Below are 16,407 nucleotides of genomic sequence, written 5' to 3'. Positions count from 1 at the left end.
GAATTCGCTCGCAACTCCCTGTGGTTCAGGCATAGTTAACGCAGCCATTTAGGCATGAGAGTCGTTGCAGGCCGTTAGGGGTTAATTATGAGCGTAGCAAACGAACCAAGTTTCAGAGAAAGCGTAGATTTGATGTTCAACCGTGCGGTTGGACTGTTGGATCTTCCGCCGGGATTAGAGGAAAAAATCCGAGTATGTAATGCCACCTACACTGTGCGTTTCGGCGTGCGGCTGCGCGGAGAGATCAAGACTTTCACCGGCTATCGCTCTGTGCATTCTGAACACATGGAGCCTGTGAAAGGCGGCATTCGCTATGCCACCTCTGTTAATCAGGACGAGGTCGAGGCGCTGGCAGCGCTGATGACATATAAATGCGCCTTGGTTGAGGCGCCCTTTGGTGGATCCAAAGGTGGGCTGTGCATCGATCCGCGCGAGTGGGATGAATACGAATTGGAACAAATCACCCGCCGTTTTGCCTACGAGCTTGCCAAACGCGACCTAATCCACCCATCCCAAAACGTCCCAGCGCCGGACATGGGCACCGGTGAGCGCGAGATGGCCTGGATGGCCGATCAATATGCGCGGATGAACACCACAGATATCAACGCGCGCGCCTGTGTGACGGGCAAGCCGCTCAATGCAGGCGGCATCGCGGGCCGTGTCGAGGCCACGGGTCGCGGCGTCGAATATGCGTTGCAGGAATTCTTCCGAGATGTCCGTGATGTTCAGAAAGCCAATATGTCAGGCACTCTGGATGGCAAGCGCGTCATTGTGCAGGGTCTTGGGAATGTGGGCTATCACGCTGCGAAATTCCTCAGCGAAGAGGATGGCTGTAAGATCGTCGGCATTATCGAACGCGACGGGGCTTTGACCAACCCAGACGGGCTGAATGTCGAGGATGTTCGCGCATGGATCGTCAAGCATGACGGTGTCAAAGGCTTCCCGGATGCGAGCTACACCGAAAACGGTGCAGCGGTCATGGAAGAAGAGTGCGACATCCTGATCCCCGCGGCTATGGAAGGGGTCATCAACCTCTCTAATGCTGATCGCATCAAAGCGCCGCTGATCATCGAGGCTGCGAATGGCCCGGTCACGGCAGGCGCAGACAAGATCCTGCGCGAAAAGGGCTGTGTGATCATTCCGGATATGTATGCCAACGCCGGCGGTGTGACCGTGTCCTACTTTGAGTGGGTCAAGAACCTCAGCCACATCCGCTTTGGCCGGATGCAGCGTCGTCAGGAAGAAAGCCGGCACCAATTGGTGGTCGACCAGCTCGAAAACCTGTCGGCCAGCGTCGGCGACTCCTGGAGCTTGGATGCGAGCTTTAAAGAGAAATACCTGAAAGGTGCGGGCGAGCTGGAATTGGTGCGCTCGGGTCTGGATGACACGATGCGGATTGCTTACCAGTCCATGCGCGACATCTGGCATGGGCGCGATGATGTGCAGGATCTGCGCATGGCGGCTTATTTGGTGTCCATCGACAAAGTTGCATCGAGCTATCGCGCGAAGGGCCTCTGAGCCTGTCAAAGTTTTGCGAGAAGGGGCGTCCTGAGGGTGCCCCTTTTTTATTCCCCCTTGCGAAACACGCACGCGCTGGGCACAAACAGAACACCACCTGTAAAGGAGTGAGAGATGCGCAAGACCATAAGCTTTGTTCTGATGATGGCCGCAAGCCCTCTGTTGGCTGAGGATGTGGTCAGCGAAAGTGCCGCCAAGATTTCCGAAGAAGATTGCCTCGCGATGGCCGAGATCTCTGATCTGATTGCGGAATATCGCCAGGACGGTAAATCCGAGCGTCGCACGACGCGCCTTCTAACCCGTGGCCGCAAAGCCGTGGATGAACGTTATCACGCGGGTGTGCCGACTTTGGTGACCTATTTCTATTCGCTTCCCGAAGAGGCGGTGGTTCCGGGTGCAGCAGGTGAGGCCTTTAAAGCCAGCTGCTTGCCGCAGGACGACGCCGAGGCAAGCGAATAAGCGCCCGAGGCTTCTGGACATTCAAGCCTGCCCATTCCTATAGTAGCGCATGAGCCTGCCTCCCGGATTCATGGATGAATTGCGCAGCCGCACCAGCCTGGTTCAGGTGGTGGGGCGCAAAGTGCAATGGGAGAGCCGCAAGTCTAATCCCGGTAAGGGTGACATGTGGGCACCGTGCCCTTTTCACCACGAAAAAACCGCGTCTTTTCATGTGGATGACAGCAAAGGCTTTTACTATTGCTTTGGCTGTCACGCCAAAGGGGATGCCTTTAAATTTGTGCAGGAAACCGAGAATGTCGGTTTCATGGAGGCCGTAAAAATCCTCGCGGATGAGGCCGGCATGCAAATGCCCGACCGCGATCCCCGTGCGCAGGAAAAGGCCGACCGTCACGGCCAGCTTGTCGAGGTGATGGAGCAGGCGGTGCAATTCTATCGCATGGCCCTCAAAACCGGTGCAGCCGCTGAGGCGCGCGCCTATCTTGAGCGGCGCGGCATGTCTCAGGACACACAAGACAAATTCGGCATCGGCTACGCGCCTGAAGGCAACGCGGTCTTTAAGCATCTCACAGGCAAGGGCATCGATCCCAAGCTTGTAATTGATGCAGGGCTGGCTGCCGTGCCCGACGATGGCCGCGCGCCTTATGACCGGTTCCGCAGCCGGATCATCTTTCCCATTCGCGACGCTCGCGGGCGTTGCATTTCGCTGGGGGGCAGGGCGCTTGATCCAAATGCCCGCGCGAAATACCTGAACGGACCGGAGACCGCGATCTTTGATAAGGGGCGGAGCCTTTATAACCACAAGGACGCCCGTGCCGCCGCGGGCAAAGGTCAGCCTTTGGTGGTGGCCGAGGGTTATATGGACGTCATCGCTCTGGCTGAGGCCGGGTTCACGTCCTCCGTTGCGCCTTTGGGCACGGCGATCACCGAAAACCAACTCCAGCTTTTGTGGCGCATGTCGCCTGAGCCGATTGTCGCTTTGGATGGCGACAAAGCTGGCATACGCGCAGCCATGCGCCTGATCGATTTGGCCTTGCCGATGCTAGAGGCAGGCCAAAGCCTGCGCTTTGCGATTATGCCCGAGGGCCAAGACCCTGATGACGTGATTAAATCCGGCGGCACCAAGGCCATGCAGACCATTCTGGATCAGGCGCGGCCCATGGTGGACCTGCTCTGGCAGCGCGAAATCGAAGGCAAGGTCTTTGACAGCCCCGAACGCAAAGCGGCGTTGGACAAGGCTCTGCGTGCCAAGATCAAACTGATCAAAGACCCGTCCATCCGCGCCCATTATGGCGAGACGATCAAAGACCTGCGCTGGCAGCTATTCCGACCCCAGCGCGGCGGTGCAAAAGGCGGCTTCAAGCCCCGCGGCAAATGGGGAGCGCCCAGCGGCGCGCAGGCGTCGACCAAAGCCTCGCTTTTGGTCTCGGCCGATGAGGCACGCCAGCGCCATATGCGCGAGGCGGTCATCCTTGCGTCCATCATCGCAACCCCTGCCGTTCTGGATGAATTTGAGGCCGGTTTGGAAAACCTCACCTGTGATGATCAAGACCACAACTTTCTGCGGGATCTCTTGCTGCGGCAGGCCCATCGCGGAGTCACCGATCTAAAAACCGTTGTTGAGGACTCAATGGGCCCCGAAGCCCTTGATTTCCTGATGGGCAATCCACATGTGCGTCTTGCACCCCCGTTGCGCCGCAAGGGGGATGTAGACTGCGCGCGTCTGACCATTTCCGAGGAACTGCGAAAACTGAGCTCCGAGGCCGGTCTAAGCGCTGAAATTGCCGAAGCAGAGGAAAACCTGACAGAGATCGCGGATGAGGCCGTCACATGGCGTCTCAGCCAAGCCGCAAAGGAGCGCGACCAAGCGGTGCGCAGCCTTCAGGAAGATTCTGCAGAATACTTGGTGGGCGACAATGGCGCCGCCATCGACAAAGACGAGCGTGCCGCACTGGACGCGCTGATGGAGAAGATTAGCTTTACCAAACGCAAGTCATGATCACATCATCACGTTTGGTGAAGAATTGATAAAGAAATCGGGGTTATCTGGGTGTGCGAATCACAGAATCACGCTATTGATTCGTGTCAACGAATCACCCGAGACTCAGGTGTAGGAGCAGAACATGGCCGCCAAAGATAACGACGACCAAAAGACCGACAACGAAAACGCCGAGATTTCCCTGGATATGAGCCAGGCTGCGGTCAAGAAAATGATCGCTGAGGCGCGGGAACGTGGCTACATCACCTATGATCAACTCAATCAGGTTCTGCCGCCTGATCAGGTGAGTTCCGAGCAAATCGAAGATGTGATGTCGATGCTGTCTGAGATGGGCATCAACATCATCGAGGACGATGAGGTCGAGGAAGAAGAACAAAAGACCACAGCGCTGGTCGATACCTCGTCCAATACCCGCGAAGTGGCTCTGGGCTCTGGCAATCAGGAAAAGCTAGACCGTACCGACGACCCTGTCCGGATGTATCTGCGCGAGATGGGTTCTGTTGAGCTCTTGTCTCGTGAAGGCGAGATCGCGATTGCGAAGCGCATCGAGGCGGGCCGCAATACGATGATCGCCGGGCTTTGTGAAAGCCCGCTGACCTTCCAAGCGATCACCATCTGGCGCGACGAACTTCTGTCCGAAGACATTCTTCTGCGCGACGTCATCGACCTAGAGGCCACCTTTGGCAATCAGATGGACGAGGACGGCGAAGAGGAAGAGAATGTCGTCGACACCTCTTCGGCGGCGAAGCCTGAAAAGAAAGAGGCCGAGCAAGAGCTGGATGCCGACGGCAATCCGATCCAGAACGACGATGATGATGACGACGATGATCAGGCCAACATGTCTTTGGCCGCGATGGAAGCCGCTCTGAAGCCGCGCGTTCTCGAGATGCTCGACCGCATCGCCGAAGACTATGTGATGCTCTCGGATATGCAGGATCTTCGGATTTCTGCGACCTTGAACGAGGACGACAGCTTCTCGGACAAAGAAGAGGCGACCTATCAGAAACTGCGCTCCGAGATCGTCGAGCTGGTGAACGAGCTTCACCTGCACAACAACCGTATCGAAGCACTGATCGACCAGCTGTACGGCATTAACCGCCGTGTCATGTCGATTGACAGCTCGATGGTGAAACTGGCGGACCAAGCCCGTATTAACCGTAAAGAATTCATCGAGGCCTACCGTGGCCGCGAACTCGACCCGAACTGGCTGGACGAGATGTCTCAAAAGCCGGGCCGTGGTTGGCAGATGTTCATGGAACGCTCTGTTGGAAAGGTCGAAGAGCTACGTGGCGACATGGCGCAAGTCGGTCAATATGTCGGTCTGGATATCCCTGAATTCCGCCGCATTGTGAACCAAGTGCAGAAGGGCGAAAAAGAAGCCCGTCAGGCCAAGAAAGAAATGGTCGAAGCGAACCTTCGTTTGGTGATTTCGATCGCCAAGAAATACACGAACCGCGGCCTGCAATTCCTTGATCTTATTCAAGAAGGTAACATCGGCCTGATGAAGGCGGTCGATAAATTCGAATACCGTCGCGGCTATAAATTCTCGACCTATGCGACCTGGTGGATCCGTCAGGCGATCACTCGGTCTATTGCCGATCAGGCCCGTACGATCCGAATTCCGGTCCACATGATCGAGACGATCAACAAGCTGGTGCGGACTGGCCGTCAGATGCTGCACGAGATTGGTCGCGAGCCGACGCCAGAGGAACTGGCAGAAAAGCTGCAGATGCCTTTGGAAAAGGTCCGCAAGGTGATGAAAATCGCCAAGGAACCGATTTCGCTCGAAACCCCGATTGGCGACGAAGAGGATTCACAGCTCGGCGATTTCATCGAGGATAAGAATGCTGTGCTGCCTCTGGACAGCGCCATTCAGGAGAACCTCAAGGAAACCACGACGCGCGTTCTGGCGTCACTCACGCCGCGTGAGGAACGGGTCCTGCGGATGCGCTTTGGTATCGGCATGAACACCGACCACACACTCGAAGAAGTCGGTCAGCAGTTCAGCGTGACCCGCGAGAGGATCCGTCAGATCGAGGCGAAGGCCTTGCGGAAACTCAAGCACCCAAGCCGGAGCAGGAAGCTGCGGAGCTTCCTGGACCAGTAGTGACATACAAATGGAAACGGCGAGGAGTATTCCTCGCCTTTCTTTTTCTCAGCTTTGCTGTGCCCATCTGGATCATGTCCCGCTGTAGCGGCTGGAACGAAGGCTCCATGCAGGTTGCGGCTTGCTCGCCGGATTGGGGCTGGCTCGCTGAAATGGCCAATAGCCTCTATGCCTTTGTTCTTGTGGCTTCTTTCATGGGCGGCATTCCGATCCTGATCTATTTGATCATCGTTTTGATCCTGTCGTGGATCCTTGCCCGCGTGATCATCCGCAAGCCGACCCACTGACTTTTCGCGATTTGGCGACCTCATGATATAAGCTTCTCAGGGTTAAGAGGGGAGCGTGTTATGCGTATCATCAAATGGGTTGTTCGCCTGCTCGTTTTACTGGCCGTGATCTTCGTCGGCGGGGCGTTTCTTTTGCCAAAGGAGACCTCTGTTGCGCGCACGGTGACAATGAATGCAGCGCCCGAAGTGATCTTTCCCTATATCGCGAACCTCCGCGCCAATCAGTCCTGGTCGCCATGGCTCGACCGCGACCCTGACATCCAGCTTGCGTTCAATGATGTCCCCGAAGGCGTCGGCGCGGCGATGAGCTGGCAGTCCGAACATCCGCAGGTTGGCTCTGGCAATATGATTATCATCGAGGCGCAAGATCCTCGGCGTCTGGTCACGGCCTTGGATTTCGGTGAGATGGGTACGGCCACGGCCTATTTTAATCTGGTCGCCGCAGAGGGTGGCACAGCGGTCACCTGGGGCTTTACCTCTGACAATGGCAATAACCCGATGTTTCGCTGGATGGGCCTGATGATGGATGGCTGGGTTGGGCCGGATTATGAGCAGGGTCTTAACAATCTGAAAAAGCTGGTTGAGGGCGCCTAAGACTCTGGGATCTGATAGGGGCGAAAGCTGATCGATTTGATCACAGAGGTGGCCTGCAACGCGGGGTCTGCGCGCCCCGCCCAATTGGCAATAGAGGGGTCCACCGCCCAGATATTGGCATAGAGCCGCCCCGGGATACGCGGGATATCGGCGTCTATGGCAAAGACCTTCCTGCCATTCACAAACCAGTCTATCCCTTTGGGGTGCCAGTCAAATTCATAGGTGTGCAGACACGTAGCGGCGTCAAACCCGAGCGGAATATCGCGTTCACGCAGTTGACCGTCCACGAACCAGGCAACATGCAGTTTAGTCGTGTCTTTGCCCAGAAACTCGATATCGATCTCGTCATGACGCGTGCCGTAGTAAGGGCCGGTATAGGTGAAAAACCCAGTCACGAGCCCGTCGCCCTTTGCGGGTTGGATCTGCACCGAATAGCGCCCGTAGTGAAGCGTTTCTAACGTACGAACAGAGCCGCCAGCAAAGTGGTTCAGCCCGCCTGCATGGGGCGCAAGGCTCAGGCGCAGACCGTGGTTGATGCTGACGCGGGCGCGCCGCCAATCTGTGTCAAAGCTGGAGTGACTAAAGTCATATTGCGCCACATGCCACATTGAAGGGCTCAGGCTGCGAAAGCTCTCGTCAAAACCGTCAACGGCTTGAGCATTGCACAGCACAGGGGTGGCAGTGCTCAGGGCAGAGCACAGCAGAGCGCGTTTCAGCATCGCGGCCTCGTTGGGTTTTGGCGTTAAGGTTTTGTTAACTATTCGCGCTGGTGCGCAAAAGTTAACAAATTTCCGAGATTATGGTTAACGCCTTGCCTTTGGTCGTTGCCCGTATCAGGGTCTCTCTATGATCCAAGAGCTGACAATCCAGACGCAAGGTGCTGGCCTTTACGAAATCACACGTGACGTGGCGCGCACCTGTGTGGGCGCAGGCGATGGGCTATTAACCCTGATGATCCGCCACACCTCGGCCAGCCTGCTTTTTCAGGAAAACGCCGATCCCGAAGTGCAAACGGATCTGCAGAACTATTTCCACCGTTTGGTGCCTCCGACGACGGATCCTTCGATGTCCTATCTGACACACACTTACGAAGGCCCTGATGACATGCCCGCCCATATCAAAGCGGCCATGATGCCCGTCAGCCTGTCGATCCCTGTTCAGAACGGGCAAATGATGCTGGGCACATGGCAGGGGATCTATGTGTTTGAACACCGAAACGCGCCCCATACCCGCCGAATTGCCTCTCACTTTAACGCGTAGTTACGCTTTATCTGGGGGGTGAAATTCCCCTCTACCCAAAGTGAAGTATAGCCCCTATAGTGCCTGTGGATAACTGGGGGAACGCCCCAATACGATTGACAGAGTTGAAGGTTGGGGGACCACAATGCGCTGCCCATTTTGCGGAAATGTTGACACCCAGGTAAAGGATTCACGCCCTGCAGAGGATCATGTCTCGATCCGGCGGCGTCGGTTTTGTCCGTCCTGTGGGGGCCGGTTTACCACCTATGAACGCGTGCAGCTGCGCGATCTGGTGGTGGTGAAATCCAGCGGCCGTCGCGAAGATTTCGACCGTGACAAGCTGGAACGCTCGATCCGCATCGCTCTGCAAAAACGCCCGCTGGAACCAGAGCGCATCGATCAGATGATCTCTGGCATCGTGCGCCGTCTGGAAAGCATGGGCGAAACCGATATCCCGTCCAAGACCATCGGCGAGATCGTCATGGAAGCCCTCGCGCGCATCGACACGGTCGCCTATGTGCGCTTTGCCTCGGTCTATAAAAACTTCCAAGCGGCGGATGATTTCGACAAATTCGTCTCAGAGCTGCGGCCAGACGTGAAGCCCGAAGATTGATCCACGACGACAAAAGGTACATGGCGCTCGCCCTCACGTTGGGGCGACGCGGGCAGGGGCTTTGCTGGCCTAATCCGGCTGTGGGATGCGTCATCGTCAAAGACGGGCGCATCGTCGGTCGCGGCACCACGGCCCCTGGCGGACGGCCGCATGCGGAACCTCAGGCATTGACGCAAGCGGGCGCGGCCGCTTTGGGGGCAACGGTCTATGTCACTTTAGAGCCTTGTTCTCATTATGGAAAAACCCCGCCTTGCGCAGAGGCGCTGATCAAGGCGGGCGTCGCGCGCGTGGTTGTGGCGCTCAGAGATAATGACCCGCGGGTGTCTGGGCGTGGCCTCAAGATGCTAGAGGATGCGGGGATTGACGTGACCACAGGCGTCTTGGCGGACGAGGCGGCTTGGGATCTAAAGGGCTTTTTCCTGAAAACCGACGCGGGGCGGCCCTTTGTAACTCTGAAACTCGCCATGACGCTGGATGGGCGGATCGCCACGGCGACTGGCGAAAGCAAATGGATCACAGGTCCCGAGGCGCGGCGTCGCGTTCATGCGCAGCGGGCCAATCACGATGCAGTGCTTGTAGGCGGAGGCACAGCGCGGGCCGATGATCCCTCTTTGACCGTGCGTGACATGGGCATTGCGCATCAACCGGTGCGCGTGGTGGCCAGCCGTCGTCTGGATCTGCCGATGGACAGTGTTTTGGCCAAAACCGCGCGGGATGTGCCTGTTTGGCTGGTGCATGGGCCCGACGCGTTGGAGGCGCGTAAGACAAGCTGGTCAGTGGCCGGCGCGACCCTGCTGCCGTGTGACCTAAACGGGGCTCAGCTTGATCCGGGCGCTCTGCTCACGGCGCTTGGGGCGCAGGGGCTTACGCGTGTTTTCTGTGAAGGCGGCGGGTCTCTTGCGGCGTCTTTGCTGCAGGCGGGGTTGGTGGATCAACTGATCGTCTTTACGGCCGGTCTGGCGCTTGGGGCTGAGGGGCATCCGGGTATTGGCGCTTTGGGGGTTCAGAAAATGGCCGAAGCCCCACGCCTTAAGCTTGCGACGCAAGAGCGTGTTGGCGATGACATCATGAGCGTTTGGCGTCGCCCTTAACGCCAGAGGTGCTGATAGCTGGCAAAGACCCCCTGTGCCTTAGACAGCAAACGGTTCAGGCGACCCGGATGGGCGATTTCGCCTGATTTCAGCAAGTTCACAGCGTGTTCAACGGAGCAGGGCAAGCCTACCTTGGCATCAAAAAAGCGCGGGTAGTCGATAAGGCAGGCATGGACCAAACCTTCAAGGCTCGGTCTTGCTGTGCGGCGCTCGGGCACCTCGGACATGTCCCGCGTGAGCCCCCAGCCCGCATAGAATGGCGCGCCATATGTCGTCACAGGCAGCCCCCGCATCAGCGCCTCAAATCCGGTGAGAGAGGTCATTGTATGCACCTCCTGAACCTCGGCGAGCAGGGCCGAGATATTCGCATCCTTGATGACAACATCCGCGATGTCACCGGCGTTCTCGACCTTGCCTGCACGCAGACCTGCGACCACATCGGGATGTTCTTTATAGATAATCACCGCGTCCGAGTTGGCCTCGCGCACTGCGGTTAGCAGGTCAAGATTTGTGCGGATCTCGCCTGCTCCTAAGAGGATAGAGGCATCGTCCTCGACCTGACCGGGCACGAGAATTCGGTGACCTTCGGGCAGGGAAGGGAGTTGCCCATCCAGATTATATTTGCTGAGATGATGGGCCGTGATCGCCTCGATCAAACGCGCGGCGCGCTGTGTTTGGGCAGGCGAGAGGCGTGCGCGTTTGGAGATCAGCGTTTCCAAATCTGAGGGGCGAGAGGGGTCAAAGTAAATCCCCGAACGGTCAAGGATCAGCGATAAAGGCGGGACCAACTCGGCGCCTAGACCTCGCGATCTAAGGAAGCCGTCCTCGACGCGGGTGGCGTCCTGATCGCTGGCGCCCCAGACCATCGCGGGGCGCTCTGGTTTTGCTTTGCCAAAACCCATTCGCTTTGTGCCACCGAAAAACTTCTGAAAATGCCCGCGTTTCCAGAGTCTTATGTTGTCGCCTGTCCAGCCTTGATGGTCTTCGCGCCACGCCCGTGCTTGCGCCTCCAGCGCGCCGATCACGTCTTCGATCTCGCAAAGCTGGTCTCGCAATGGATCGTACCATGTCGGGTATAGCATCATCGCGGCGGCAAAGAGTTGGGCTTTGGTCAAAACCCGCTGCCGCCGCGCTGGCGCGTTTTGGTCAGAGGTCAGTCCCCAACCTGCATAAAACGGCTGGCCAAAAACGCGTGGTTTATGGCCTGCGTAGATCGCTTCAAACCCCATTTGCGAGGATATCGTATAAACGCCAACGGCGCCTTCAAACAGCACCCAGGGCGAAATCGGTTGATCCCAAAGTTTGACCCGTTCGTTCACATCCTTTTGGCCGAAATACCCCTCGCGAAACCCTTGCTGGGTCTCTGGATGGGTTTTGATCAGCACAGGCACACCGGGATGCTCCTCTTGCGCCATCACCAGCATTTCTTGAAAGTCGGCATCCGTTGCGCCAGAGGCGCGCACCGCAGCGTCATCACGGGTCTGGTCGATGACGAGGACATAGCCCGGCTGGGGGGCAGGGGCGTCGGGCAGAAATGCGTTGTATTTGCTGAGATGCGCGTCCTGAATCCGCTCAATCGCGGCGCGGGCACGGGTCAAAAGCGCTGCGTCATCAAGAGGATGCGTGGCCAAGAGCGTTTCCAGATCGCTGGGCGTGCGCCCGTCAAAGTGAACGCCCGATTGATCGATAAGGATCCCCATCGGAGGCTCTCCTGCGCGGCCCGGGTGAAGAGAGCGCAAAAAGGCATCCTCGACGCGCAAAAGCGGGACGTCATAGCGCGCAGCCATGGCTTCACCTCGTGGCGCGATGGGGCTTTGTCCCCATACGCCCACCAGATCACCTTCGCGGGGGCGCCCCAATGCAATGGGATAGCCAGCCAATCGCATGATCCGCCGCAGGCGCCGTTGCCACAGAAAGCCGCCGTTATAGACAAAAACACGCCGAGGATTTTGGTCCTCGGCGTGTGGGCTTTCATTATGGGGCGTGATCACCCTTAGCCGCCTGTCAAAGACGTCAGACCGCTGATTTGGCCTGCAGATCCGGTGAGCGCCGAGATCGTCTTATCCCACTGGGTGAACGGCGCTTCGGTTACGTAAAGCGTGTCGTCGTCGCGAATGACAAAGTCACGCGCGTGGAACATGCCATTGGGCTGCGTCAGATCAAGCACATAGACCAGACGCTGTGCGCCGATCAGATCGTCGCGGCCCATCACGACATTCGCGATCTCTGCAGGTTCGTTGCGGAAGACAAAAACGCCGGTCGGGTCAGCTGCGCGGGTGTTCAGGCCTCCGACTTGGGCAATTGCCTCAATCGCCGAAATGGCTTGGTTGTCAAAAGTCATACGCGTCTGGGTGCCAGTTGCGCCAAGGGCTGTAAAGGCGCGGGTGTCGGCCTCGACCAGAATGCGGTCGCCGCCGCGCAGCGCGATGTCCAGATGCGGATTGTCGTAAAGATCCTGGAACCAGATTTTGCCGGTTTCCTTGCCGCGGGTGACTGTGACCTGCGCCACTTCGGGGCGTACGGTGACACCGCCAGCCTGCGCAAGCATCGCAGACAGGGTGCGGGTGGGGCGTTGGATTGGATAGACGCCTTGGCCTGCAATCGCGCCCACAATCGACACGGTAGAGCCATCGCCCGCCACGCGGCGCACTTCGACCTGTGGATCGGGGGTTTGGTCTTCGAGCTTGCCGCGGATGATGCGGCGCACGGCCTCTGGTGTGTTGCCTGCCGCGCGGATGCGGCCTGCATAGGGCACAAAGATATGGCCAGAGCCATCGACCTGAACCTGTTCTAGAACGGCCGCAACCTGACCTTCCGGGCCAAGCAAAGGCTTGTCGACGTTTTCCCAAATGGTCAGCGACAGAGTGTCGCCGGGGCTAATAATGTCAGATCCCAGGATGCCCGCGTTTTTGAATTTATTCGAGAACCCCAGCGCCATATCCACAGCGGTGGCTCGGGTCACGCGGTCATTGACGGACACCACAAAAGCGTCGCCCTGTTGTTGAACGGACCCTGAATAAATCTCGCGCTTGTTCGGGCCAGAGCGGGGCAAGCCGCATGACGTTACAACGGCCAAAGCCGCCACCACGGCGATAGACTTCGCCCAACGGGAGGAATGGGTTTTCACTGCTCGGTCTCCTCGACCTATGTTTTTCTGCCTCAATTATTAACGCTAAATTACCAGATTACTGGGATAAAATCCAGCGCTAGACCTTGTGTCTTTTAGCTGATCGCACGCAACTGTTGCCTCGGCGCGGCGCGTCCGGATTGGAGCGCGGCGTAGGGATCTTCCTTTGCGAGCATCATATCCACCACCTGCCGCAAGAGTTGTTGGCGGCCGCGATGTGCGTAGAATCCGCCAGCGATCTGGCTGGTTTCCAGCAAAAAACGGCGATAGTCGCGATAGGCGGCCATGTCCGGGCGTGTGGCCTCTGCAAAGAAGTTCCGCAGGCTCAGATCGCTGATGAATTCGGGCTGGTCATAGACCGCCTTGCCAAAGATCTTGACCGGAATGCCGCGCCAAAGCGCCTGTTGCCCGGCGGTGGAGTTCACGGTGACCACGCTGCGGGTTTCATTGAGCAACTGCGCGAGTTTGCCGCCGCGTACGAAATGCACACGATCTGCGACGCCGTATTTGCGGGCAAATTCCATCGCAAGACTGCGCACTTTCACACGGCCGTCCTCAAGCGGGTGGGCTTTGAACACCAGATGGTGATGCTTGGGTGCGCCAAGCGCAAAGTTTTCAACCACCAGTTCGATAAATTCACTCATGGTGGAAAACGGTGAATGTTCCTGAAAGCTGGTGTCATGTTCCAGCTGCAAAAGGCACAGGTGATAGGGGAAGCCACCATGGCGGATCCGCCAGGTGGCTATCCGGCGTTGGATCGCGTGGCGGGGCATTTTCAAAAGCCGCAGGCAATGCAGCGCAAATTCCTGCCGCACATTCAATGCGCGATGTGGTTGAAACGCAGGGTATTTGCCATTCGCGAACATCACGAACCAATGATAAAGCGCGCCGTAAAAGATATGCTCACGCATGTCGCCCCAATGCGCCGGAGGCATAGGGGATTCCATATCCGCACCGGCCAAGGCCTCTTGCATTTGAGGAATGGTGATGTCCATCAGTCGGGAATGTCCGTTTGAGCCATCGCGCTCATAAGTGACCCAGAAGGGGCGCAAATAGCCCTCTTCGAAAATGTGGACGGTCAGGCCGCGTGCTTTCGCGAGCCGAACTGCCTCGGCGTGCACGCCGCGTGTGTCGCCATAAAGCACGACATCCGTGACGTTTTTCTCGTCAACAATCCGGGTGAATTCCGTAGGCCAATCGAGTAGATCGCCACGATAGGGGATATAGCGCGACATATCAGACCAAAACGCCTGATCGCCCGCATTGAACCCAACCCGCCAGATGTCCGCGCCAGATTTCGCGACCATATCGGCCAGCAACCGGAAAAAAGGCCCATGAGGCCCCTGTAAGAAAAGAAAACTGCGGTTTTCGCTGCTCGGCTGCATATCTGCGCTCGTGTTGGTTACCTAAGTCTATAGCACTTGTTCTTCAGAGAGGTTAACGGTTTTTCGTGGCCAAACTATGGCATCTTGTGCCGAGCCGCGCTCTTGTTTAGGTCTGAGTCCGGAATGCAACACGAGAGACACCATGTTCACAGGCATCATCACTGATATCGGCGAAATTCGAGAGCTTGAGAAGCGCGGCGATCTGCGAGCGCGGATTGGCACGTCTTATGACATTTCGACCATCGATATGGGCGCCTCGATTGCGAGCGATGGCTGCTGTTTGACGGTGATCGCGATGGGCGATGACTGGTATGACGTCGAGATCTCGGCGGAAACCGTATCCAAAACCAATCTGGATGCCTGGACTGTTGGCAAACGCGTGAACCTAGAACGCGCCCTCAAGGTCGGAGACGAACTGGGCGGCCACATCGTTTCAGGCCACGTGGATGGCGTCGCCGAGGTGATTGCAATGCAGGACGAAGGCGACAGCACGCGCGTGACTTTGCGCGCGCCTGAGGCTTTGGCGAAATACATCGCGCCCAAGGGCTCTGTTGCTTTGAACGGCACGTCCTTGACGGTCAACGAAGTCGAGGGCTGCGACTTTGGAATCAACTTTATCCCCCACACCAAAGAGGTGACGACCTGGGGCGATGTCGCGGTTGGCGACAGAATCAATTTGGAAATTGATACGCTCGCGCGTTACGTGGCGCGGCTGCAGGATATGTCGTAAATATCTGTCTTTGCTGATGGAATTTGAGGGGTCGCCAAGGGGCGACCCTTTTGCGTTTTGGGGCGGGGTGAAATTGTTACACTGGTATTTTCGCGTTAATCAGGCTATCTCCGAGGCAGGATTTTTGGAAAGGCAAGCCCATGGCGTTTGAAAGCCCCGGACCCATCGAACAGTCTCTGCGCGATGCAATCAGCCCCATCGAAGAGATCATCGAAGAGGCCCGTCAGGGGCGTATGTTCGTGCTTGTCGATCATGAAGACCGCGAGAACGAAGGCGATCTGGTGATCCCAGCGGGGTTTGCAGACGCCGCCGCGGTGAATTTCATGGCCACCCATGGGCGCGGGTTGATCTGTCTGACACTGCCCAGCGAGCGCATTGACCAGTTGGGTCTGCCAATGATGGCGATGCACAACTCCTCTCGTCATGAAACGGCCTTTACGGTGTCTATTGAGGCGCGTGAGGGTGTGTCCACGGGCATCTCCGCGGCCGATCGCGCTTTGACCGTCGCAACCGCGATCAACGAACAATGCGGGCCCGCTGATATTGCGACTCCCGGTCACGTTTTCCCTCTGCGCGCGCGCAAAGGCGGCGTTCTGGTGCGGGCAGGGCATACCGAAGCAGGCTGTGACATCAGCCGTCTTGCCGGCCACTATCCGGCGTCAGTCATTTGCGAGATCATGCGCGAAGACGGCACGATGGCGCGTCTGCCGGATCTTGTTGAATTCTCAAGCAAACATGGGCTCAAGATCGGCACGATTTCTGACCTGATCTCCTATCGCTCCCGCAATGACAATCTTGTCGAATTAACTGACCGCCGCACCGTAGATTCCGAATTCGGCGGCGAATGGGACATGCATATTTTCACCGACCAAACCCATGGCGTGGAACATGTGGCCTTGGTGAAAGGCGATATCACAACGGATGAACCTGTGCTCGTGCGCACCCACGCGCTGAAAGTCGAAAAAGACATGCTCGGCCTTGGCGCAAAACGTGCCGATGAGATGCGCTCGGCCATGGAAGCGGTGGATCGCGAGGGGCGGGGGGTTGTCTGCCTTTTCCGGTCTCCCAAGAACCGTCTGTTTGTCGAAGAGGACGAGGGCCCCCGCACCGTCAAACAAATCGGGATCGGCGCGCAGATCCTGTCAAAGCTCGGCCTTAACAAGCTGGTCTTGCTGACAAATTCCCCGCAGGCCGTCTATCTGGGCCTAGAGGCCTATGGGTTGGAAATCACCGACACTCGCCCGATCGAAGTGGAGTAAAT

Annotated in this window: 15 protein-coding genes; 11 read left to right on the top strand and 4 right to left on the bottom strand. The window is 57.5% G+C overall.

The window, feature by feature from the left end:
- Positions 1-87: 87 nt before the first annotated feature.
- The 6 genes from WG622_RS04505 (at position 88) to WG622_RS04480 (ending at position 6,961) form a co-directional block, all read left to right on the top strand.
- Entirely contained in the window at positions 88-1,518 is a 1,431-nt protein-coding gene (locus WG622_RS04505; RefSeq protein WP_339402479.1) for a Glu/Leu/Phe/Val family dehydrogenase, read from the top strand.
- Positions 1,519-1,632: 114 nt separating this feature from the next.
- Positions 1,633-1,977, top strand: coding sequence for a hypothetical protein (locus tag WG622_RS04500; RefSeq protein WP_339402478.1), 345 nt, complete (start codon positions 1,633-1,635; stop codon positions 1,975-1,977).
- A gap of 49 nt (positions 1,978-2,026) precedes the next feature.
- Entirely contained in the window at positions 2,027-3,973 is a 1,947-nt protein-coding gene (gene dnaG / locus WG622_RS04495) for a DNA primase (RefSeq protein ID WP_339402477.1), read from the top strand.
- Between the two features lie 124 nt (positions 3,974-4,097).
- The gene (gene rpoD, locus WG622_RS04490; RefSeq protein WP_339402476.1) at positions 4,098-6,080 is read left to right on the top strand and encodes an RNA polymerase sigma factor RpoD; all 1,983 of its coding nucleotides are present in this window, start codon (positions 4,098-4,100) and stop codon (positions 6,078-6,080) included.
- Positions 6,081-6,154: 74 nt separating this feature from the next.
- Positions 6,155-6,367, top strand: coding sequence for a hypothetical protein (locus WG622_RS04485; protein WP_339402475.1), 213 nt, complete (start codon positions 6,155-6,157; stop codon positions 6,365-6,367).
- Between the two features lie 60 nt (positions 6,368-6,427).
- Positions 6,428-6,961: an SRPBCC family protein gene (locus WG622_RS04480; RefSeq protein ID WP_339402474.1), complete on the top strand. Its 534-nt coding sequence runs from the start codon at positions 6,428-6,430 to the stop codon at positions 6,959-6,961.
- On the opposite strand, the gene WG622_RS04475 is transcribed toward WG622_RS04480, so the two are convergent.
- Complete coding sequence (locus WG622_RS04475) at positions 6,958-7,680, bottom strand: family 16 glycosylhydrolase (RefSeq protein ID WP_339402473.1); 723 nt, start codon at positions 7,678-7,680, stop codon at positions 6,958-6,960. The genes WG622_RS04480 and WG622_RS04475 overlap by 4 nt on opposite strands.
- Before the next feature lie 127 nt (positions 7,681-7,807).
- Here WG622_RS04475 and WG622_RS04470 point away from each other — a divergent pair, with 127 nt between their 5' ends.
- The 3 genes from WG622_RS04470 (at position 7,808) to ribD (ending at position 9,904) form a co-directional block, all read left to right on the top strand.
- Entirely contained in the window at positions 7,808-8,221 is a 414-nt protein-coding gene (locus WG622_RS04470; protein WP_339402472.1) for a secondary thiamine-phosphate synthase enzyme YjbQ, read from the top strand.
- A 124-nt stretch (positions 8,222-8,345) separates the two neighbouring features.
- On the top strand, positions 8,346-8,813 hold the full coding sequence (nrdR, locus tag WG622_RS04465) for a transcriptional regulator NrdR (protein WP_209356680.1): 468 nt from the start codon (positions 8,346-8,348) through the stop codon (positions 8,811-8,813).
- Complete coding sequence (gene ribD, locus WG622_RS04460; protein ID WP_339402471.1) at positions 8,810-9,904, top strand: bifunctional diaminohydroxyphosphoribosylaminopyrimidine deaminase/5-amino-6-(5-phosphoribosylamino)uracil reductase RibD; 1,095 nt, start codon at positions 8,810-8,812, stop codon at positions 9,902-9,904. Before nrdR ends, ribD begins: the two co-directional genes overlap by 4 nt.
- Here ribD and WG622_RS04455 read toward each other — a convergent pair.
- The 3 genes from WG622_RS04455 to WG622_RS04445 form a co-directional block, all read right to left on the bottom strand.
- Positions 9,901-11,895, bottom strand: a complete 1,995-nt coding sequence (locus WG622_RS04455) for a capsule polysaccharide biogenesis protein (protein ID WP_339402470.1) — start codon at positions 11,893-11,895, stop codon at positions 9,901-9,903. The genes ribD and WG622_RS04455 overlap by 4 nt on opposite strands.
- A gap of 2 nt (positions 11,896-11,897) precedes the next feature.
- Complete coding sequence (locus tag WG622_RS04450) at positions 11,898-13,031, bottom strand: polysaccharide biosynthesis/export family protein (protein ID WP_209356677.1); 1,134 nt, start codon at positions 13,029-13,031, stop codon at positions 11,898-11,900.
- Positions 13,032-13,126: 95 nt separating this feature from the next.
- Positions 13,127-14,416 (bottom strand): capsule polysaccharide biogenesis protein, encoded by a 1,290-nt coding sequence (locus WG622_RS04445; protein ID WP_339402469.1) that lies wholly within the window; start codon positions 14,414-14,416, stop codon positions 13,127-13,129.
- 142 nt (positions 14,417-14,558) lie between these two features.
- Between WG622_RS04445 and WG622_RS04440 the strand changes: the two genes are divergently transcribed.
- Positions 14,559-15,146: a riboflavin synthase gene (locus WG622_RS04440; protein ID WP_209356675.1), complete on the top strand. Its 588-nt coding sequence runs from the start codon at positions 14,559-14,561 to the stop codon at positions 15,144-15,146.
- Between the two features lie 140 nt (positions 15,147-15,286).
- Complete coding sequence (gene ribB, locus WG622_RS04435) at positions 15,287-16,405, top strand: 3,4-dihydroxy-2-butanone-4-phosphate synthase (protein WP_339402468.1); 1,119 nt, start codon at positions 15,287-15,289, stop codon at positions 16,403-16,405.
- The last annotated feature ends 2 nt before the right edge of the window (positions 16,406-16,407 follow it).

Origin of the sequence: Cognatishimia coralii (genome assembly GCF_037478305.1) — a bacterium.
GTDB lineage: Bacteria > Pseudomonadota > Alphaproteobacteria > Rhodobacterales > Rhodobacteraceae > Cognatishimia > Cognatishimia coralii.
Note: the sequence above shows the minus strand (reverse complement) of the source record. Positions and strands in the feature narration are given on the sequence as shown.